At 64.4% G+C, this 19,526-nt stretch carries 18 protein-coding genes; 10 read left to right on the plus strand and 8 right to left on the minus strand.

Annotated features, from left to right (window positions below):
• Positions 1–12 precede the first annotated feature (12 nt).
• From ACV17W_RS13070 to ACV17W_RS13095, 6 genes are read right to left on the minus strand one after another with little or no spacing between them, the layout of a single operon-like run.
• Positions 13–933 (minus strand): SMP-30/gluconolactonase/LRE family protein, encoded by a 921-nt coding sequence (locus ACV17W_RS13070; RefSeq protein ID WP_462592755.1) that lies wholly within the window; start codon positions 931–933, stop codon positions 13–15.
• Positions 934–991: 58 nt separating this feature from the next.
• The gene (locus ACV17W_RS13075; protein ID WP_462592756.1) at positions 992–1,804 is read right to left on the minus strand and encodes an HpcH/HpaI aldolase family protein; all 813 of its coding nucleotides are present in this window, start codon (positions 1,802–1,804) and stop codon (positions 992–994) included.
• Positions 1,801–2,802 carry a 2-hydroxyacid dehydrogenase gene (locus ACV17W_RS13080; RefSeq protein WP_462592757.1) on the minus strand — a complete coding sequence of 334 codons (1,002 nt, stop codon included), beginning with the start codon at positions 2,800–2,802 and terminating at the stop codon, positions 1,801–1,803. Before ACV17W_RS13080 ends, ACV17W_RS13075 begins: the two co-directional genes overlap by 4 nt.
• Positions 2,799–3,113, minus strand: coding sequence for an AtuA-related protein (locus ACV17W_RS13085; RefSeq protein WP_462592758.1), 315 nt, complete (start codon positions 3,111–3,113; stop codon positions 2,799–2,801). The genes ACV17W_RS13080 and ACV17W_RS13085 overlap by 4 nt, the downstream gene beginning before the upstream one ends.
• The gene (locus ACV17W_RS13090) at positions 3,110–4,471 is read right to left on the minus strand and encodes an acyclic terpene utilization AtuA family protein (protein WP_462592759.1); all 1,362 of its coding nucleotides are present in this window, start codon (positions 4,469–4,471) and stop codon (positions 3,110–3,112) included. Before ACV17W_RS13090 ends, ACV17W_RS13085 begins: the two co-directional genes overlap by 4 nt.
• Positions 4,468–5,337 carry a TauD/TfdA dioxygenase family protein gene (locus tag ACV17W_RS13095; RefSeq protein WP_462592760.1) on the minus strand — a complete coding sequence of 290 codons (870 nt, stop codon included), beginning with the start codon at positions 5,335–5,337 and terminating at the stop codon, positions 4,468–4,470. Before ACV17W_RS13095 ends, ACV17W_RS13090 begins: the two co-directional genes overlap by 4 nt.
• Positions 5,338–5,452: 115 nt before the next feature.
• Here ACV17W_RS13095 and ACV17W_RS13100 point away from each other — a divergent pair, with 115 nt between their 5' ends.
• Entirely contained in the window at positions 5,453–6,355 is a 903-nt protein-coding gene (locus ACV17W_RS13100) for a LysR family transcriptional regulator (RefSeq protein WP_462592761.1), read from the plus strand.
• A gap of 42 nt (positions 6,356–6,397) precedes the next feature.
• On the opposite strand, the gene ACV17W_RS13105 is transcribed toward ACV17W_RS13100, so the two are convergent.
• Together ACV17W_RS13105 and ACV17W_RS13110 are read right to left on the minus strand one after the other, a co-directional pair.
• Positions 6,398–7,144 (minus strand): sulfite exporter TauE/SafE family protein, encoded by a 747-nt coding sequence (locus ACV17W_RS13105; protein WP_462592762.1) that lies wholly within the window; start codon positions 7,142–7,144, stop codon positions 6,398–6,400.
• A gap of 75 nt (positions 7,145–7,219) precedes the next feature.
• Complete coding sequence (locus tag ACV17W_RS13110) at positions 7,220–8,137, minus strand: DMT family transporter (RefSeq protein WP_462592763.1); 918 nt, start codon at positions 8,135–8,137, stop codon at positions 7,220–7,222.
• A 171-nt stretch (positions 8,138–8,308) separates the two neighbouring features.
• Between ACV17W_RS13110 and ACV17W_RS13115 the strand changes: the two genes are divergently transcribed.
• The 9 genes from ACV17W_RS13115 (at position 8,309) to ACV17W_RS13155 (ending at position 19,502) form a co-directional block, all read left to right on the plus strand.
• A complete protein-coding gene (locus tag ACV17W_RS13115; RefSeq protein WP_462592764.1) occupies positions 8,309–9,214 on the plus strand; it encodes a helix-turn-helix domain-containing protein in 906 nt (301 codons plus the stop codon).
• Positions 9,215–9,281: 67 nt separating this feature from the next.
• Positions 9,282–9,656, plus strand: coding sequence for a YkvA family protein (locus ACV17W_RS13120; protein WP_462592765.1), 375 nt, complete (start codon positions 9,282–9,284; stop codon positions 9,654–9,656).
• The gene (locus ACV17W_RS13125) at positions 9,657–11,087 is read left to right on the plus strand and encodes a DUF2868 domain-containing protein (RefSeq protein WP_462592766.1); all 1,431 of its coding nucleotides are present in this window, start codon (positions 9,657–9,659) and stop codon (positions 11,085–11,087) included. It begins immediately after the preceding gene.
• Positions 11,080–12,492, plus strand: coding sequence for a GTPase/DUF3482 domain-containing protein (locus ACV17W_RS13130; protein WP_462592767.1), 1,413 nt, complete (start codon positions 11,080–11,082; stop codon positions 12,490–12,492). Before ACV17W_RS13125 ends, ACV17W_RS13130 begins: the two co-directional genes overlap by 8 nt.
• A gap of 331 nt (positions 12,493–12,823) precedes the next feature.
• Positions 12,824–14,428: an ABC transporter substrate-binding protein gene (locus ACV17W_RS13135; RefSeq protein ID WP_462592768.1), complete on the plus strand. Its 1,605-nt coding sequence runs from the start codon at positions 12,824–12,826 to the stop codon at positions 14,426–14,428.
• A 211-nt stretch (positions 14,429–14,639) separates the two neighbouring features.
• Positions 14,640–15,611, plus strand: a complete 972-nt coding sequence (locus tag ACV17W_RS13140) for an ABC transporter permease (protein WP_462592769.1) — start codon at positions 14,640–14,642, stop codon at positions 15,609–15,611.
• A gap of 10 nt (positions 15,612–15,621) precedes the next feature.
• Entirely contained in the window at positions 15,622–16,548 is a 927-nt protein-coding gene (locus ACV17W_RS13145) for an ABC transporter permease (protein ID WP_462592770.1), read from the plus strand.
• Between the two features lie 9 nt (positions 16,549–16,557).
• Positions 16,558–18,285: an ABC transporter ATP-binding protein gene (locus ACV17W_RS13150; protein ID WP_462592771.1), complete on the plus strand. Its 1,728-nt coding sequence runs from the start codon at positions 16,558–16,560 to the stop codon at positions 18,283–18,285.
• Positions 18,282–19,502 (plus strand): metal-dependent hydrolase family protein, encoded by a 1,221-nt coding sequence (locus tag ACV17W_RS13155; RefSeq protein ID WP_462592772.1) that lies wholly within the window; start codon positions 18,282–18,284, stop codon positions 19,500–19,502. The genes ACV17W_RS13150 and ACV17W_RS13155 overlap by 4 nt, the downstream gene beginning before the upstream one ends.
• The last annotated feature ends 24 nt before the right edge of the window (positions 19,503–19,526 follow it).

Here is a 19,526-nt window from a genome sequence, read left to right on the forward strand (position 1 = left end):
ATATAGTTATGGTCAGATCTGAAAAAGCGGCAGGCCGGCGTGGGGCCAGTCAATCTCCACCAGCCGTCCCGCATAAGATTGCGTGACGTAGACCTTGCGCATGCCCTCACCGCCAAAACACAGGTTGGTGATGTGCGTGTCACCCTCGACGGCCTGGAAACTCGCCGTGCCGTCGGCGTTCACGGTCGTGATGCCGCCACGGTCCAGCGTGCCGATGCAGACCGCGCCGTCCGCCTGCACGGCAAGCGAGTCGAAGCGCTGATACACCGGACTCGCATAGACCAGACGGCTGCCGTGGGGCGAAGCGGGCGATGCCACAGGCTCGGCCGCCGGCTTCCCGGGGCCTGCCAGATCCCATGCCCACAAGCGGGCCGTTTCCGTTTCGGCTACGTAGAGCGTTCGCCCGTCAGGCGACAGGCCTATGCCATTCGGCTTATGGATCGGGAAGATTTTTTCTTCCACCCCGGAGCCGTCCATCCGGGCGTAGCAGATGCTTCCCCTATCCCAGTCGCGATGCCGGGTCTTGCCGGGATCGGTAAACCAGATGCCGCCCTCGGCGTCGATCACCAGGTCATTCGGACCGCGAATATTGCGCCCGTCGATCTTGTCGTACAGCACCTCGACCTTGCCCGTCTCGATATTGACCCGTTCGATCCGGCCGGTCTTGTAGTCTTCCGGAGTGCCCGAGGTGACCCATCGCCCGTCTGCGCGCTGACGGAATGAAAAGCCGCCGTTGTTCGCCACGTAACAGTGGCCATCCGGCCCCATCGCCGCGCCATTCGGCCCGCCCCCCAGCTCTGCAACGATGTGCTTGCGTCCATCCGGAAAGATTCGCGTCAGCGTCCTGCGCCGGATTTCCACGACCAGCAGGCTGCCGTCTCCCACCCACACGGGGCCTTCCGGGAACCATAGGTCTTCTGCGACCACTCGCATGATTTCTCCTCGTTCTTGTGAATATGTCTTCACGTGTCAGGTGTCGATAAGGTGACGCCTAGGCGATACGAAGCCCGCGCAGCATACGCGCGCGCCGGGAGGCCTCGGCCAACATGAAACTCCATTCATTGCCACCGGTCAGGAAACGCACGCCCAATGCCAGCATCGACTCCATGACCTCGGGGTTGTTGCCCAGGCCGCCGCAGCCTGCATAACGTCCATGGCGGCGGCAGGCGTCGACGACGTGCCGCAGGCATTCCGAGACGCGCTCATGGCCGAACTGCCCCGGAATACTCATCGCGTCGCAGAGGTCGGACGTTCCAACATGAAGAACATCTATTCCCGGTACGGCGGCTATTTCATCGACACGTTCAATGGCCTGCGGCGACTCCAGCATCACGATGACGGTCGTGGCCGCGTCCAGCGCCTTGCGAGCCACGGGTGCAGCAAAATTGCGATACCCCAGTTGGGGCCAGCCGCTGGACACCGACCGTTCGCCCTCCGGCGCGAACCTGGCGGCGCGCACCACACGACGCGCGTCATCCGCCGATTCCACATGCGGGGCGACGATGCCCATCGCCCCGGCGTCCAGGATGCGATTGATGTAATGGCCATCGAGTGTCGGCACGCGCACCAGCGGCGTCACGCCGATCTGCTGCGCCATCAGGCAGATCTGGGCAGCGGCGGACTCGGGAATCACCGAATGTTCAAGATCCACATTGATGGCGTCGTATCCGGCGGTGTGCGCGGCAATTGCGATGTCCACGCTCTGTACCTGCTTCACGATCATCGACAGGCCCAGCTCGCCCGAGCGCAGGCGATCCATCAATGGATTGGTCAAGACGGGAAGCTCGTCATTCGCTTTGCTCATGGTGTCCTCTGTTCAACTGCCACTATGACATCTTGCCGTGCGATGGGCTCACCGGCGATGAAGCTCAGCAGATTCCTCTGCACATGAGCCGCGACCGGCGCGACGTTGTCGAACACCCCGCCGCCCGCATGCGGGGTCACAACGACTTGGTCCAGCTTCAACAAGGGATTGTCCGCATCCGGCGGCTCGGGGTCGAAAGCATCCAGTCCCGCGCCAAGCAGGTGTCCCCGCTTCAGGGCTTCGACCAGCGCAAGCTCATCGACCAGCTCGCCCCGCGCGGTATTGATCAGTACAGCGCCTTTCTTCATGCGCCTGATCGCGGCGTCGTTGATGAGATGACGCGTACTGTCGTTGAACGGGGCGTGCAGGCTCACAATGTCGCAGGTGGATAACAGTTCCGGCAGGTCGACTCGGCGTACACCCAAAGCCTGCTCGACTTCGGCTGGCGCCGCGTACTCATCCGCATAGACAATGGCGCTGGGGTCGAAGCCCGCGAGTCGGCGCGCCAGTTTTCGCCCGATATTGCCGAAACCCACGAGTCCAATGCGTTTGCCATGGATCTGGAAGCAGGTCTCCCGCATTTCGGATTTCGGCCACTTGCCGGCACGCATCTCGCGATTCACGTAATAAAGGCGTCGGTACACCCCCAGCATCAACGCTATTGCCAGCTCGGCCACCGGCCCGGCATTCGACCCGGCCGTGATGAAGACAGGTATTCCCAGGCGGGCGGCGGCTGGCACATCGATACGATCCACGCCGATTCCCCATTTGTGCACGGCGCGCACGCGCTTGGCGGACTCGAGCATGTCGCCGGTGAGCTGCGCCCAGCCCGGCACCAGGAAGTCCGCGTCGCGGCAGAGCTCGGCCTGATGCGCAGCATCGTAGTTCTCGGCGAACCTGACCTGAAATGGCGGCTTGAAAATCGCCAGGATCGCTCGTTGCACAGCCGGGGCAAGAACATCCATGAAGGTGACGAGGTACGTTCGCGAGTCCGTCATGCCGCACCTGGAAGTTCTATGGCCATCATCAAGCTCGACAGTGACTTTCCATGTGCGTCCTGAGCCAACGAACGGGTCACTCCGCCGCCAAGCGCGCCATGAATCACGAAGTTCAATGCACGCAAGCGCGGCAATTCATAACGGAGCACCGGGCCGGACGTAATGTGTGCAAAAGCGCGCTCGACCACCGCGGTAGTCAACTGTTCGCGAAGCACATCCCACGCGGGACCGTCGAATGCAATGACTGAAATGTTGGAGGTGTTGCCTTTGTCGCCGGCCCGGCCGTGCGCCAGATCGTTTACACAAATCATGAGCGGAACTCCCGAATGGAGACTTGCGGATCAACGCGGCTGCGCGGACACAGTACCGATTGCACGGCCAGCACTTCCTTGACCAGCGGATCGGACCCTCCGGCGCCGCCGGCAGGTCCATTGACATGCAAGGCGCGGGTCTCGAAACCCACGGCCTCTGCCGCCTTACGCTCATCGGTGCGGGCGGCGATGCGCAAGCGCACTTCGTAAGGGTCCGCATCCAGCGCGCGCTTGCCATGCAGGCTGTTTATGCCGATCAGATCGACCCGTACCTCGCTGTATCGATGTCCGGCATCGGAAAGTCGCTGCTGCACGATCTCGGCGGCCATTTCCGCGCGAGCCACGGCATCGATCCCCGCATAGGAGATCTGCCCCTCGCCGATGTACCCATCGGTGTACCCCACGGTCACTTTGTAGGTATCGGTGCGTGGCCGGGCCCTCGCGCCTGTAATGGCCACCCGGTCGGGCTGCACCTGTTGCATTTCGAGTTCAGTGACATCGAGCACGCAATCGGGAGTGATATAGGAGGCCGGGTCATGCAGTTCATAGAGCAGCTGTTCTTTGCAGGTGGCCAGATCGACGCGTCCGCCGGCTTCTTTCAGCTTGCTGATCGAGAAATTGCCATCCGCGTCCATATCGACATACGGGAAGCCCAGGCGTGCCAGGTCGGGCACCGCCTTGCGCCCCGGAGCCGCGAAGCAGCCGCCCGTGACCTGAGCGCAACATTCAAGCAGATGCCCGGCCGCAGTCCCTGCGGCGATCCGGCTCCAGTCGTCATAGCGCCAGCCGTGGTGATGCATTGCTGCAGCCAGGTACAGGGAAGGATCGGCCACCCGCCCCGTGACCACCAGCTGCGCGCCGGTCGCCAGACCCCTGACGATCACGTCTGCTCCCAAGTAGGCGTTCGCGCTCACCAGGCGAGGAAGCAGCTGTTCGAGCGGCTCGCCCGACTCCATCAGGCGCAGTTCCGGATGCTGGCGCAGCAACTCTGTGACGTCGTCGCCCAGTACCGCCGCCGAATGCAGAGGCCCTGCGCCCGCTTGCGCCGCGAAATCGTGCACCAACTCGACGGCGGCCAGGGGATTGGCTGCGCCCATGTTGGTAATGATCTTCACACGGTTCCTGAGCGCCACCGGCAACACCAGCCGCATTCTGTCCAGCAACCTGGGCGTATACCCCAGCTTGGGATTCTTGAGCCTGGATTGGTTCTCCCGGGCAACCGTGCGTTCGGCCAGGCACTCGAACGCAAGGTAGTCCAGCTGACCGCGCTCGGCCAGTTCGACGGCGGGTGCAATTCGATCGTCGGCAAAGCTCGCGCCGGCGCCTATGCGCACCGTCCGCCCTGACGGTTTGCTCATTGCAACCCCTTCAACGCATCGCCCTTGAGCATCAGGCGATAAAGGTACCGGTACTCGCTCGGGTCGAAATCCGCGTTCGCCTGATGCATGACGCTGCGGTTGTCCCAAAGCACAAAATCGCCCGGCTGCCACCGATGCCGATACTCGTAACGCGGCTGCGTCGAATGCTCGTACAGCTGATTGATGAGCGCATAGCCTTCATCGGCCGGCATGCCCTCTATGCCTTCCATGCGGCCGGTGTTCAGGTAAAGCGCGGGGCGGCCGCTGGTGGGATGCACGATGACAAGCGGCTGGCTCGACGACTCGATCTGCGCCAACTGCTCGGGCGTCAGCGCCGCCATCTTCCTGGGGCTGCGGCTGCTTTCGTATACGTGCATGGACCTCAGAGGCCCAATGCGCTCCTTCAGGTCTGCAGGCAGATCGTCGTACGCCGCTCGCACATCCACGAATTGCGTATCGCCGCCCCGTGACGGAAGCTCGATGGCGTGGAGCATCGTGCCGATGGGCGGCTCACGAAAGTTCGAATGGTCGGTGTGGTAGTTCTCGCCTCGCACATGGATTTTTCCGTCGCGTACAGGCAAGTCACGACTCGATATCGTTCCTACCAGGGGATAGTCGGGAAGCGAGAACTTGCTCAGCTGCTGCGGCAGGATTTCACCGAAAATCTGCGCCGCCCGCATGAACCCCTCGGGATCCAGTTTCTGGTGGCGCACGACCAAGACCGCATGCTGGCTCCACAGCGTTCGCAAGGTCTGGACCAATTCGGCCGGCAGGTCGGCGCCCAGGTCAATCCCGCTTATCTCCAACCCCAGTCCGATTCCGGTCAAAGGTCGCGTCTGCAAATCCCTGTCGGTCTGCGTGCTCATCGTGTCTCTCCACAGTTAGAACGGAGCGATTCTGAGCGACCAGGGCATTTGCTACCAATGATTATTTTTTTGTACCCTATCACGTTTCGAAATGGGTTGGCCGGTCGGCGCCACTATGAACCTGCGACACATCGAAGTGTTTTACGCCATCATGCAAGCGGGATCGGTCACGGGAGCGGCCCACCTGCTCAACGTGACCCAGCCTGCCGTCAGCAACGTTCTACGGCATGCCGAACAACAACTGGGCTTGCGGCTCTTCGAACGCATCGCGGGACGCCTGCAGCCTACACCCGAGGCCTATGACCTGTTCCCCGATGTACAGGAAATTTTCGGACGCATCGGCACGCTCAACCGGCTCGTGGAGGAAATGCGAGGCGGCCGGACAGGGCGCCTGGCGATCGCGGCGTCACCCACTCTGGTAAATGCGTACATGGCGAAGGCCATCGCCAAGATTGGGGTCAGAAGCGGGCAGGTGACGATTCAATCGCTGCCCACCGCCATCGCAATCGAACGGGTCGCGCGCCGGGAAGTCGATCTCGGTTTCGTCTACGGCCCCGTCAGCGATCCCGCCGTGACGATGGAACCGCTGGGCGCCTCGGACCTCGTCTGTGCCGTGCACCGCCGGTCGCCGCTCGCCAGACGCAAGGTGCTCGGGCCGCAGCATCTGGTCAATACCCCCATCGTATCCACCGGGCGGTCGACCCGCATTGGCGTTGCCGTGAAAGAGGCATGCGAGCTGCACGGCCTGCCCACGCCCGAGGTCACCATTGAAGTCAATTCATCGCTTGCGGCCTGCCTGATGGCAGCCGAAGACGTAGGCGTGGGCCTGGTGGACATGGCCACCGCGAATCAGTACGCGCTGCCGGACATCGTTTTCAGGCCTTTCCGCCCGCAGGTCGAACTGCAGCTGTGCCTGATTTTTCCGAAGAGCCGCCCCAAATCGCGAGCCACCTTGCGTTTTTCAAGCGCTTTGAGGCAATTGATAGAAACGGGACGAGGGCCGGCCGCGCAGCGCTGAGCCCGCTGCCGGCGAGCGCGACAGCGCCGCGCCGCAGGGCGGTCAGAAAGTCTGCCAGATCATATGCAGGCTGACGACTGTCATCACGATCTTGAAGCCGAGCCTGAACACGGACTCGGGCAGGTTATCGAGCACGCGCGTGCCGACCCAGGTGCCGGCCACGCCACTGGCGATCATGGCGGCGATGAGCGGGGCCCATTGAGCATAGGCGAAGCCCAGCGTGCCGAAGGCGAGAATCTTCATGCCATGCTGGATCACCATGCAGGCGGCGTGCGTAGCCACCAGCGGCTGCTTGACCAGGCCCGTGCGGGCCAGCAGGGCGGCGACCAGCGGCCCGGTCGCGCCGACGATCATGGTGCAGAAGCTGGACACCACCCCGCTCACCACGAAATACGTTTTGCCCCGGCTTTGCGCCGTGGCGCTGGATTTCTTGCGATACACCGACCACAGAATGAACAGCGCCAGCGCCCATTTGGCGACAGCGTCGGGAATGCTGATCACTACCGATGCGCCCAGCGCGATGCCGGCCAGGCTGCCCAGGGCAAACCACAGCAGCACGGGCCGCACAAGGTGGCGCCACTGGATGATGACCCGGCTTGCGTTCGACCCGACTTGTACGACCCCATGCACCGGCAGCACGCTGGTGACCGGCAGGCCGAGGCTCAGCACCGCCAGCATGGCCACGCCCCCACCCAGTCCCATGGCGGCCGTCAGGGCCGATGTGAGAAAACTCGTTGCCACCAGCACGGCGGCAAAGACAGCGGTGATCTCGCTAGGAACGAATGACATGGTTTGCTCGGAAGACCGGTGGCGAGTGTAGCGCGCTTCGCGCGCGCCCACGTGCATCGGCCTCCGGCAAGCGGATCAGCCCGGCGCTTTGCCCATGGGCACGGGGCTGGCAACGGCCGGTGCAGCAGCGCGGCGAGCGAACACCAGAAGGTTGCCCAGCATGACCAGCCCCAACCCGGCCACCGCCGCCAGCGTCCATTGATAACCCTCCACCACGCTCGAAATACTGAGCGCAACGACGGGAAACAACACCGTGCAATATCCCGCTCGCGCCGGTCCCAGACGGCCCACCAGGGTCAGGTATGCGGTGAATCCGACAATCGAGCCGAAGAAGGCCAGGTACAGCAGCGCCCCCACGTAGGCAGGCGACGGATCGAAGCCGAACGGCTGCCCCGTCATGACGCACCCGGCCAGTAGCAGCAACGACCCATACAGCATGCTGTAGGCATTGCCCGTCAGCGGTCCGATGCCTGCGCGCTGTTGGGCGGCGGACAGCATATTGCCTGTGGAAAAGCACAGGGTTCCCAGTAACGCCAGCCCCAGCCCCAGCAGCGTTTCGTGGCTGGCCTGCTGGTTTGCCACCTCGGGCCAGAACAGCAGCAACAGGCCGGCCAGGCCGAACACCCCGCCCACCACCACGCGCGGCGCGATGCGGGTGCCGAACCACAATCGCGCATTGAGCGCGTTCCAGATGGTGGAAGCGGAAAACACCACCGAGACCAGCCCGCTGGATATCCACTGTGTGGCACTGTAGAAACACAGGAAGTTCAGGCAGAACAGGCACAGCCCCTGACCCAGGCAAAGCAGGTGGCCGCGGCGGTCCAGGCGCTGCAGCCGCCCCAGCAGGATCAACCCCGCCAGCATGACGACCGAGGCCAGCCCAAAGCGATAGAAGATCGACACCGCGATGGCGACCTCGCCCAGCTGCAGCTTGATGGCGATCCAGGTGCTACCCCAGATCAGTACGGTGAGCAGGTAGAGAAACAGGTTCACGATTGCAGTCGCAGCGGAAATGGCGCGGTCACACACCCAGGCATGGGTACCGCAAAACCGCAGTCTAGGGTGGACGGCCGCCGCGCGATTGCCGGTTCTTGCGCTTTTTTTGGCGGCCTGGCCACCCATCGCGCGCACGCTCGCGGCGGGTTGTCGTACGATGAAGACGCCATGAGCCAGACCGCCTCGGCACCCGCCGACTTCACTGTGTTCCATACCCTGCGCGACGTCAGCGTGCAGCTTGAACGCGCCGCTTCGCTGGGCGCGGGCCTGGCCGTCGCCCAATGGAATCGAGACCAGCGCGCGGGGCGCGCGCTTATCGACTATGAAAGTCCCGGGCATCACACGCTGTCGCTGTACCTCGAGGGCGGCGACACCTGTTTCCGCCTTGGACACCGCGATGTCTGCGGCGGCGCGGGCAAATTCTGCGTGTTGCCGGACCAGCACCATTCTCGCTGGAGCATGAACGAAGAAGTCCGCTTCCTGCATCTCTACATCGCACCGCAGCGCATGGCGCGCGAAGCCGTCATGCGCCTGGACCGGGAGCCCCGCGAACTCGAACTGCGCGATCGCACTTACATCCAAGACCCGTCGCTGGCTGCGGTCTGCCGAGCCCTGCTCGCCACCGACTGGAGCGTGCCGGCGCAACGCCTGGCGGCCAGCACCGCCGCCGAGGCGGTGTTGCACCATTTGCTGACGCAGGGCACCGGGCGATCGGTGGCCCGGCCGGCCGCCCGGGGCGGCCTGGCGCCGGCTGTGCGGCGGCGTGTGCGCGATTACATCGACGCACATCTGGCCGAACCGCTCACACTCGACGTACTGGCCGGCGTGGCCGCCCTTTCCACCTACCATTTCGCACGCATGTTCCATGCTTCGTTCGGCGAGCCGCCACATTCGTGGGTGTTGGGTCGCCGCCTGGACCGGGCCCGCACCCTGCTGACCACCACCGCGGACGAGCTCGCCAGCGTCGCCCAGGCATGCGGATTCGGCAACGCCAGCCACCTGAGCCGGGCGTTCGCCCAGGCCATGGGAGCCACGCCGGGCCAGTACCGGGCGGCCACCCGGCGCTCCCCGTAGTCCGCCTGCCGGCGGGGGTCTACAATGGGCCATTGCTCATGAAGACCGGGCGACTGCCCGACCCACCATGCCAATTGCCACTCCCACCCACGAGAAGGCCTATTCCGACCACCGCTTCTGGCGCAAGGCGACGCGCCATGCCTCGTCGGCCGGCCGGCAGGTCGTGGAAAAAGCCCTGTGGCTTTACTACGCCGTCCAGGATCCCGCCACGCCCAAATGGGCGCGCAGGGTCATCTACGGTGCGCTGGGCTATTTCGTGCTGCCGCTCGACGCGATTCCCGACCTGGCGCCGCTGGTAGGCTATACCGACGACCTCAGCGTCATGACGGCTGCCCTGGCCACCGTGGCCTTCTATATCAACGACGACGTCAAACAGCGCGCCCGCGGCAAGCTGCATGACTGGTTCGGCGCAGCCCCAGGCAACCCTGGCCACGCCGGCTGAATGGCAAGCCCCGCACCCGGCGCCACGCCGGTTTCCGGACCCACCCGGGTCTGGCAGGCGCACTGGCTGGCCGAGATCATCCGGCTACGCGAAGAACACTGGGGCCCGCTCGAGGACGCCGATGCCGTGCGGCAGGCGCGCAACGGGCCGGATGCCCTCGAAGACCGCATCTTGCTGCGCGCACGCCTGCTGGCGCAGCGCGAAGGCCATGATGGCCTGGTGGCGCGATGGCGGCAGGGAGCCGTGTTCAGCCTTGCGATATTGCTGCTGGTGGCCGTGCTGGCCGGCGTGGCCTCGGCCGCCGGCGCGCTGGGCGACGGCAGCCGGCCCGTGAACGTACTGTGGGCCGTCGGCGCGCTGCTCGGCATCCACATCTTCACCTTCCTGCTGTGGCTGGCTTCGTTCCTGCTGCGTCCCGGGGGTTCCACCGGCCTCGGGCGGCTGTGGCTATGGGCCACCCGCAAGCTCGCGCGGGGGCCGGATGCCGCCCTGGTGCCGCAGGCGCTGCTGAACCTGCTCGGGCGCGCGTCAGCCTTGCGCTGGCTGTTCGGGGCGGTGAGCCATGTGCTGTGGCTGGCCGGCCTGCTGGCGGCGCTGGCCACACTGCTGTTGATGCTGTCGACAGCGAGCTACCGTTTCGTGTGGGCCACCACGCTGCTCCAGCCGGACGCTTTCGTGTTCCTGGTCCGGGCCCTGGGATGGCTGCCCGCGCAACTGGGCTTTACCAGCCCTGCCGATGCAGTGGTGCGGGCCAGCGACAACTACCAGGTGTTGCCCGCGGCGGCGCAAGCCCAATGGTCGATGTGGCTGATCGGCGTCGTCACGGTGTACGGTGTGTTGCCGCGCCTCCTGGCGGCCGGACTGTGCCTGATGCGCGTGCAAAGGGCGCGCCAGCGGCTGCGCATCGATGCCACACTGCCGGGCTATGCCGCGCTGCGCGACCGTCTCGTGCCGCCGGTCCAGTCCACCGGTATAGACCGGCCCGTCGATCCCCTGCACCAGCCGCGTGTCGGCGCTGCGGACCTCGCCAATCTGGCCGACATGCCGGTGCTGGTAGGGCTGGAACTGCCTGCCGATCTGGCCTGGCCGCCGGCCGGCCTGCCGATGGCGGTGCAGGACGCCGGCAACCTCGACGGGCGGGAGCAACGCAATCGACTGCTGGACGCGCTGGCCCAGGCCGGCGCCCGGCGCCTCTTGATCGCCTGCGATGCGCGGCAGACGCCTGACCGCGGCACGCTGAACCTGATCGCCGCCTTGTCGGGCAAGGCTGGCCAGACACGGGTATGGTTCTACGCCGAGCCCTCGCCCGATGCGGGCGCCACGCGCCTGGATGCCTGGCGCGACCGCCTGGCGGCCACCGGGCTGGCGCCAAACGCGATCGTGCGCAACGCCGATCAGCCACTGCGCTGGCTGGAGAACGGCGATGACTGACGCCATGCTCAAAGTCGCCGTTGTCGGCCACACCAATACAGGCAAGACATCGCTGCTGCGCACGCTGACGCGGGACAGCGGCTTCGGCGATGTGGCCGATAGCCCCGGCACGACCCGCCACGTCGAGGGCGCCCGCCTGCGGCTCGACGGCAAGCCAGTGCTGGAATGGTTCGATACGCCGGGGATGGAAGACAGCATCGCCCTGCTCGAATATCTGGAACGCCTCGAAGAGCCGGGGTCGCGCAGCGACGGACCTTCGCGCATCCGGCGTTTTCTTGAATCCCCCGAGGCGCATCGGCGCTACGAACAAGAAGCACGCGTGCTGGCCAAGACGCTGGACTGCGATGCGGCGCTGTACGTCATTGACGCACGCGATCCGGTGTTGAGCAAACATCGGGACGAACTTGCCCTGCTCGCGGCCTGCGGGCGTCCGCTGCTGCCCGTGCTCAACTTCGTGAACACGCCGGGGCACCGTGCGCAAGAATGGCGCAGCGCCATGGCGCGGCTGGGACTGCACGCCGCCCTGGAGTTCGATACGGTGGCTCCGCCGCTCGATGGCGATCGGCTGCTCTACGCAAAGCTGGCCGTACTGCTGGACAGGCACGCGGCCACGCTGAACCGGCTGGCCGATGACCTGATGGCTCAGCGCCGCGAAAGACGCCTCGCGGCATGGGTTCTGGCCGCCGATCTGCTGGTCGACGTGGCGTCCCTGCGCCTGGCCAGCCCCGCAGACGACGCCGCGCTGCAAGCCCATGCCGCCAGGCTGCGCGAACAGGTGCGCCAACGCGAACAAGCCTGCGTCGACGCTCTGCTGGCGCTCTACAACTTTCGCCGCAGCGATTACGCCGACGACGAACTGCCGCTGCAGGGCACGCGCTGGCGCATGGACCTGTTCCATCCGCAGGCGCTGAAAGACATGGGAATACAACTGGGCACCGGCATGGCGGCCGGCGCGATGGCCGGCGCGGCCGTCGACCTGCTGAGCGCCGGCCTGAGCCTGGGCACCGGCATGCTGATCGGCGCGGCTGCCGGCGGGCTGTGGCAAGGCATGGAACGCTTCGGCGGCCGCATGCTGGGCAGGTTGCGGGGATACCGGGAAATCACCGTCGATGACGCCGTTCTGCGCTTGCTTGCGCTGCGCCAGCGCCAACTGATACTTGCACTGGAACGCCGCGGACATGCCGCTCGCGACCCCGTGCGCCTTGACCAGCCCGCCGATGACGCGTGGCGTTCGGGCCGGCTGCCCGAGCCACTGAAAGAGGCGCGCAGCCGGCCCGAATGGTCGGCTCTGGCCAAAGGCCACGAAGATGACGAACGGCGCAAACGCGTCGTCGCCGAACTGGCCGGCATGCTGTCCGACGAGGTCGATGCCGAGCGGGCCGAAGCGCCGCAGACGCGGGACTGACCCGGTTTGCGGCAGTGTTTTTCACCGCCCGCAACCAAGTACTAACCCCAAGTCAAACCGATTGACGCTTAAATCATTGCCTCTATAAGATTCGATACAGTGGACGGCGCCTGCCGCTCCAACTGAATCACCGAGGTCGGCTAATCGTGAACTCGAAGTCCTTTGCAATGACCGCCATGCTTGTGCCCGTGGGCGCGCGCCTGGCGCGTCGCCTGCAACGCCTCGCATTGTCGTAATGCAGTAAGCCGAGCCCCCGGCCTAATCACAAGAGGGGCGGGGGCCCTGTCACTTCTGTCGCGCGATCCGCGCATCACACGGAGCAAATAGGGCTATGCGTATCACACCACTCATCAAGAAATCGGCGCTGGCACTGGCCGTCTGCGGCGTCATGCTGGCAGGCACCGCGCATGCGAAGACGCTGCGCTGGGCCTACCAGGGCGACGCCACGTCCATGGACCCCATGGCGCTGAACGAGACGTTCACGCTGGGCTTCCAGGGCAATATCTACGAGACGCTGGCCGGATACGACGGCGAGATGAAGCTGACCCCGCTGCTGGCCGAAAGCTGGGAAAACACCGAGCCCACGAAATGGGTGTTCAAGCTGCGCAAGAACGTGACGTTCCACGACGGTACGCCCTTCACGGCCGATGACGTGATTTTCTCGTGGAAGCGCAGCCTGACTCCCGGGTCCGATATGAAGGGGTACGGCGCCAAGGCTTCCGACATCAAGAAAATCGACGACCACACCATCGAAGTCACCACGCCCACGCCCAACCCCATTCTGCCGCGCGAGTGGACCTTCCTCTACATCATGAGCAAGTCCTGGTCTGAAAAGAACAAGACCACCGAAGCCACCAACGTGAAAGGCGACAACCAGGGCAACTATGCCAACCTGCATGCCAACGGCACGGGGCCATTCATGCTGGTCGAGCGCCAGCCCGATGTAAAGACCGTGCTCAAGCGTTACGACGGCTACTGGGACAAGAACATCAAGACCAATATCGACGAGGTCGTCTTCCAACCCATTACGCAGGAAGCCACACGTGTAGCCGCGCTGATCTCGGGCGAGATGGACATCGTGCAACCCGTGCCCGTGCAGGACTGGCAACGCCTGGAAAGCGCTCCGGGCGTGAAGCCGATGACCGAACCCGAAGCCCGCGCCATTTTCATTGGCATGGACCAGCATCGCGACGAACTGCTGTACTCCAATATCAAGGGCAAGAATCCATTCAAGGACGCCCGCGTCCGTGAAGCCGTGGTGCTGGCGGTAGACATCGAGGCCATCAACAAAAAGATCATGCGCGATGCGGCGAAGCCGCTGGGCTCGCTGGTGGCCACTTCGGTCAACGGCTATGACGACTCGTTCGGATCGCCCTACAAACCCGACCCGGCCAAGGCCAAACAGCTGCTCGCCGACGCAGGTTATGCGGATGGTTTTACGGTCACGCTCGACTGCCCCAACGATCGATACGTCAACGACGAAAAGATCTGCCAGGCGGTGGCCGGCATGCTTGCTCGCGTAGGCATCAAGATCAACCTGCTGGCGCAGACCAAGTCGAAGTACTTCGGCAAGATCCTGCTGCAGGCCGGCAATGACACCAGCATGTACATGCTGGGCTGGACGCCCAGTTCTACCGACGCTCACAACGTGCTGCTGAACCTGGCGGCCTGCCGCGACAGCAAGACCGCGGCTGGTCAATTCAACCTGGGCGGCTATTGCAACCCCAAGGTCGACGAACTGACCGACAAGATCGGCGTGGAAACCGACCAGGCCAAGCGCAGCGCGATGATCAAGGAAGCCTTCGACATCGTGCGCAATGACTACGGCTACCTGCCGCTGCACCAGCAACCCATGTCATGGGGCATCAAAGACAATCTGCAGGTGGTGCAACGCGCCGATGACGTGCTGGACCTGCGTCACGTTGTCATGCCCTGACGCGCGATGCCTATGGAAAAGCCCCCCGGGGCTTTTCCGCTCAGGGGGCTCACCTCTTCAAGAGCCGCCGCGGGGCGGCCGGCCGTCCGGGCTCGCGGCTCGTCCCGCCACGCCAGGCCGCCAGCCGCGCCTCGTGCGCGTCCGGCTCGAGCCTGCCCCATCGACGCTCTTATTACGGACCGGCGGCGCCGGTCTTTCGGGATACTGATTCATGCTTGCTTTCATCGGGCAACGCCTGCTGCAGTCGGTACTGGTCATGCTCACGGTCGCGCTGATTGCGTTCGCCATGTTCCGCTATGTCGGCGATCCCATCGTCAGCATGGTCGGCCAGGACACGACTGAAGCGCAACGCGCCGAACTGCGCGAAAGTCTGGGCCTGAACGATCCGTTCATCGTGCAGTACGCGCGTTTCGTACGCAACGCGGCCGTGGGCAACTTTGGTGTTTCATACCGCCAGCGCCAGCCGGTCAGCGAATTGATCAAGCAGCGTCTGCCGGCCACGCTGGAACTGTCGTTCGTATCCGCCCTGATGGCGCTGATGTTCGGCATCCCAATGGGCATCTATACGGCGCTGCGTCGCTATGGCGTGTTGTCGCGTGCGTTCATGGCACTGTCGCTGGCGGGCATTTCGCTGCCCACCTTCCTGATCGGCATCCTGCTGATACTGGTATTCAGCGTGCAGCTGCGATGGCTGCCCAGTTTCGGACGCGGCGAGGTCATCGCCATCGGCGGCTGGACCACGGGCCTGCTGACCCGCTCGGGGCTGGCAGCCCTGATACTTCCTGCCATCACCCTGGCGCTGTTTCAGATGACCCTGATCATGCGCCTGGTGCGGGCCGAAATGCTCGAGATACTGCGTTCGGATTTCATCAAGTTCGCCCGCGCTCGAGGCCTGCCGGAAAGACTGATCAATTTCAGGCACGCCCTGAAAAACACCCTGGTGCCGGTGATCACCATCACGGGCCTGCAGCTGGGTTCGATCATCGCGTTCGCCATCATCACCGAGACCGTATTCCAGTGGCCGGGCATGGGCTTGCTTTTCATCCAGGCCATCAGCACCGTCGATATTCCCGTCATGGCGGCCTACCTGGTCCTGACCGCGTTTTTCTTCGTGATGATCAACCTCATCGTCGACATTCTGTATGTGGTGGTCGACCCGCGCCTGCGCGTGCAGACCAAGTGAAGGACCTATCATGACTGCCCGCATAGCTCCCTGGTTCGCCCGCGCGGCCGACAGCGACCTCTGGTACAGCTTCAGGCGAACGCCCAGCGCGGTGATCTCGGCCATTGTCACGCTGGCCATCCTGGCAGGCGCCCTGTGCGCGCCGATCGTCGCCCCGCACAATCCGTTCGACCTGGCGTCGCTGAACATCATGGATGCGAACACGCCGCCCGTATGGAATCCAGACGGCAATGCCGACTTCCTGCTGGGCACCGACGACCAGGGACGCGACATCCTGTCGGCGATTCTCTACGGCTCGCGGGTTTCCCTGTTTGTCGGGTTCGCTTCCGTGCTGTTTTCCATGGTGCTGGGCGTGTCGCTGGGCCTGATCAGCGGCTACGTAGGCGGACGCGTCGACGCCATCATCATGCGCATCGCCGACGTGCAGTTGTCGTTTCCGGCCATTCTGGTCGCGCTGCTGATAGACGGCGTGGCCCGGGGGCTGCTGCCGCGAGACATGCATGACGACCTGGCCCTGTATGTACTGATCTTCGCCATCGGCATTTCGGGATGGGTGCAATATGCGCGCACCGTGCGCGGCTCGACGCTGGTGGAACGCAATAAAGAGTATGTCCAGGCGGCCAAGCTCATCGGCATAGGCCCGCTCACTATCCTGCGCCGCCACATTCTGCCCAACGTCATGGGCCCGGTGCTGGTCATAGCCACCATACACCTGGCCATTGCCATCATCACCGAGGCCACGCTGTCGTTCCTGGGCGTGGGCGTGCCGCCCACCGCGCCCTCGCTCGGCACGCTGATCCGCATCGGCAACAGCTACTTGTTCTCGGGCATGTGGTGGATTTCGATCTTTCCGGGTATCGCGCTGGTCGCGCTGGTGCTCTCTGTAAACCTGCTGGGCGACTGGCTGCGCGATGCGCTCAATCCCAGGTTGCGCTGAAGGACGGTCATGGCATTGCTAGACATTGACAACATGCGCATCGAGTTCGCCAGCCGGCGCGGAACGCTGGTGGCCGTGGACGGGGTATCGCTCGCGCTGGAGCGCGGCGAGATCCTCGGCGTGGTGGGCGAGTCCGGGGCAGGAAAATCCACCATCGGCAACGCTGTAATGGGGTTGCTGGAATATCCAGGCCGCCTGGCCGGGGGCGAAGTCAAGCTGGAAGGCCAACGCATCGACGCGTTGCCCGAATACGAGAAACGCAAGGTGCGCGGACGCCGCATCGGCATGATCTTCCAGGATCCGCTGACATCGCTCGACCCGCTGCAGACCGTCGAAGACCAGCTGGTCGAGACCATGCTCGTGCACCTGGACATGACTCACTCGCAGGCGCAGCACCGCGCCGTGGAACTGCTGCAGCAGGTGGGCATCGACCAGCCTGAACTGCGCGTCAAGCAGTACCCGCACCAGTTCTCGGGCGGCATGCGCCAACGCGTGGTGATCGCGCTGGCGCTGTGTTGCGAACCCGAGATCATCATTGCCGATGAACCCACCACTGCGCTGGATGTGTCCATCCAGGCGCAGATTCTCGACCTGTTGCGCAGGCTGTGCAAAGAGAAGCAGGTGGGAATGATCATCATCACCCACGACATGGGCGTGATCGCCGACGTCACCGACCGCGTGGCAGTGCTGTATCGCGGCAAGCTGGTCGAACAGGGGCCCACTTCCAAGATTCTCGGCGACCCCGACCACCCCTACACCCGCAGCCTGATATCAGCCGTACCGCGGCCCGATGTGAAGTTGCGCCGCTTTCCGCTGGTCACCTACATCGAAGACGTCAGGACGCCTGCCAAACCGCTCGACGTCGCGACCCATTGGCTCGGTCAGCGCCGCGATTTCGGCGGCGATTCAGGCGGACCGCTGGTGCAGACCCACGAGCTCGGCATGCGCTTCGTGTTGAAGAGCGCATTCCTGGCGCGCAACCGCCGCACGCTGGACGCCGTGAAGCAGGTCAGCCTGTCGATTGCGCAGGGGGAAGTCTTCGGCCTGGTTGGCGAATCGGGGTCGGGCAAATCCACGGTGGCGCGCCTGATTGCGGGCCTTTACACGCCGAGCAGCGGTTCCGTGGTGTTCAACGGCACCAATCTCACCGAGCTGAAAGACGAGAAAGCCTTGAACGCCTTTCGCCGGCAGATCCAGATGGTGTTCCAGGATCCGTTCTCATCGCTGAATCCGCGCATGCGCGTGCTGGACATCGTGGCCGAACCCATCCGCTTTCACAAACTGGCGGCCGACGAAACCGAAACCCGCAAGGTGGTGGCCGATCTGCTCGACATCGTGGGGCTGGGCGCGGCCGCCTCGCAACGCTATCCGCACGAGTTCTCCGGCGGCCAACGCCAGCGCATCTGCATAGCACGTGCGCTGGCGACCCGACCGCGCTTTCTGATCTGCGATGAACCGACTTCTGCACTGGATGTGTCGATCCAGGCGCAGATCCTGAACCTGCTCAAAGACCTGCAAGAGCAGCTCGGCCTGACCATGCTGTTCATCAGCCACGATCTTCCCGTCATCCGGCAGATGTGCGACCGGGTCGGTGTGATGCGTCATGGCGAACTGCTGGAAGTGGCGCCTACCGAAGCGCTGTTCGCTTCGCCTCGCCACGAGTACACGCGGCATCTGCTGGGCCTCATGCCGCGCCTGCAGGTCATGTCACGCGAAGGCCTGGAGGTGGAGTCATGAACGAATCCGACGCAACGCTCTTTGAAGGCGGATGGGTGTTCGACGGCACCGGCGAACGCTTGGCCGGCCACGCCGTGCTGGTGGAAGGCGCGCGTATTGCGCGGATCGCGCCGGCGGCCCAGTTCGAAGGCTACGCAGGCCGGCGCGTGGATACGCACGGCATGACGCTCATGCCGGGGCTGGCAGACTGCCATGTGCACCTGGTGTACACGGGCAGCGCCGATCCGCATGCGCAAATGAGCCGGCAGGGGCCCGCGCAGATCACCCTGACCGCACTGGAAAACGCCCAGGCGGCCCTGCGTGGCGGAATCACGGCAGTGCGGGATTGCGGCGGAAAGGACTATCTCGAGTTCGGCGTGCGCGATGCCATCGCACGTGGCGCGTTTTCGGGCCCCACCATACGGGCGGCCGGCCGCATGATCTGCATGACCGGGGGCCATGGCAATCGTACGGGCCGCGTGGCCGACGGCTGCGATGAAGTCATCAAAGCCGTGCGCGAGCAGGTGCACGCCGGCTGCGACCTGGTCAAGATCATGGCGACCGGCGGCGTCATGACGCCCGGCGTGAACCCGATGGACGCGCATTACAGCTTCGAAGAGATGTGCGCCGGCGTGCATGAAGCGAGGCGATTCAGCAAAAGCACGGCCAGTCATGCCCAGGGCACCGAAGGCATTCTGAACGCCGTGCGCGCCGGCATCGATTCCATCGAGCACGGCATCTTCATGGACCAGCAATGCCTGGATGAAATGCTCGAGCGCCAGACGTATCTGGTACCCACTATTGCCGCGCTGCGCAACATTCTCGAAAACGCCGACCGCGGCATCCCCGCGTACGTAGTAGACAAAGCACGCGCCGTGGAACAGCGGCATCGGGAATCGTTCCAGATGTACTACCGCGCGGGAGGTCGCATTGCCCTGGGCACGGATGCCGGCACGCCGTTCAACCGCCACGGGCGCAATGCCGAAGAACTGGCCTACATGGTGGAATTCGGGATGAGCCCGGTGGACGCGCTGGTGGCGGGGACCTCGCGTGCGCACCACTTGCTGGGTTTGCCCGATCACGGCATCGTGGCAGACGGGGCAATGGCCGACCTCCTGCTCGTGCAAGGCGACCCCACACAAGACATCCGCCAGGCGGCGGATGCCAAGCACCACGTCGCCGTATGGAAGCAGGGCGTACTGGCCGCCGGCGCGCTACCCGAGCCAACCAGCGCGTAAACCGGCAGCACGGCGCGCTTGGGC

The organism is Bordetella sp. MIP270_01_BMS (genome assembly GCF_054958705.1).

What these genes read in the sequence shown, in the direction of transcription:
- ACV17W_RS13150 (WP_462592771.1), top strand. Translation starts at nt 16,558, where the DNA reads ATGGCATTGCTAGACATTGACAACATGCGCATCGAGTTCGCCAGCCGG.
- ACV17W_RS13120 (WP_462592765.1), top strand. Translation starts at nt 9,282, where the DNA reads ATGCCAATTGCCACTCCCACCCACGAGAAGGCCTATTCCGACCACCGC.
- ACV17W_RS13070 (WP_462592755.1), bottom strand. Translation starts at nt 933, where the DNA reads ATGCGAGTGGTCGCAGAAGACCTATGGTTCCCGGAAGGCCCCGTGTGG.
- ACV17W_RS13155 (WP_462592772.1), top strand. Translation starts at nt 18,282, where the DNA reads ATGAACGAATCCGACGCAACGCTCTTTGAAGGCGGATGGGTGTTCGAC.
- ACV17W_RS13125 (WP_462592766.1), top strand. Translation starts at nt 9,657, where the DNA reads ATGGCAAGCCCCGCACCCGGCGCCACGCCGGTTTCCGGACCCACCCGG.
- ACV17W_RS13130 (WP_462592767.1), top strand. Translation starts at nt 11,080, where the DNA reads ATGACTGACGCCATGCTCAAAGTCGCCGTTGTCGGCCACACCAATACA.
- ACV17W_RS13080 (WP_462592757.1), bottom strand. Translation starts at nt 2,802, where the DNA reads ATGACGGACTCGCGAACGTACCTCGTCACCTTCATGGATGTTCTTGCC.
- ACV17W_RS13085 (WP_462592758.1), bottom strand. Translation starts at nt 3,113, where the DNA reads ATGATTTGTGTAAACGATCTGGCGCACGGCCGGGCCGGCGACAAAGGC.
- ACV17W_RS13140 (WP_462592769.1), top strand. Translation starts at nt 14,640, where the DNA reads ATGCTTGCTTTCATCGGGCAACGCCTGCTGCAGTCGGTACTGGTCATG.
- ACV17W_RS13115 (WP_462592764.1), top strand. Translation starts at nt 8,309, where the DNA reads ATGAGCCAGACCGCCTCGGCACCCGCCGACTTCACTGTGTTCCATACC.
- ACV17W_RS13095 (WP_462592760.1), bottom strand. Translation starts at nt 5,337, where the DNA reads ATGAGCACGCAGACCGACAGGGATTTGCAGACGCGACCTTTGACCGGA.
- ACV17W_RS13090 (WP_462592759.1), bottom strand. Translation starts at nt 4,471, where the DNA reads ATGAGCAAACCGTCAGGGCGGACGGTGCGCATAGGCGCCGGCGCGAGC.
- ACV17W_RS13135 (WP_462592768.1), top strand. Translation starts at nt 12,824, where the DNA reads ATGCGTATCACACCACTCATCAAGAAATCGGCGCTGGCACTGGCCGTC.
- ACV17W_RS13105 (WP_462592762.1), bottom strand. Translation starts at nt 7,144, where the DNA reads ATGTCATTCGTTCCTAGCGAGATCACCGCTGTCTTTGCCGCCGTGCTG.
- ACV17W_RS13145 (WP_462592770.1), top strand. Translation starts at nt 15,622, where the DNA reads ATGACTGCCCGCATAGCTCCCTGGTTCGCCCGCGCGGCCGACAGCGAC.
- ACV17W_RS13075 (WP_462592756.1), bottom strand. Translation starts at nt 1,804, where the DNA reads ATGAGCAAAGCGAATGACGAGCTTCCCGTCTTGACCAATCCATTGATG.
- ACV17W_RS13100 (WP_462592761.1), top strand. Translation starts at nt 5,453, where the DNA reads ATGAACCTGCGACACATCGAAGTGTTTTACGCCATCATGCAAGCGGGA.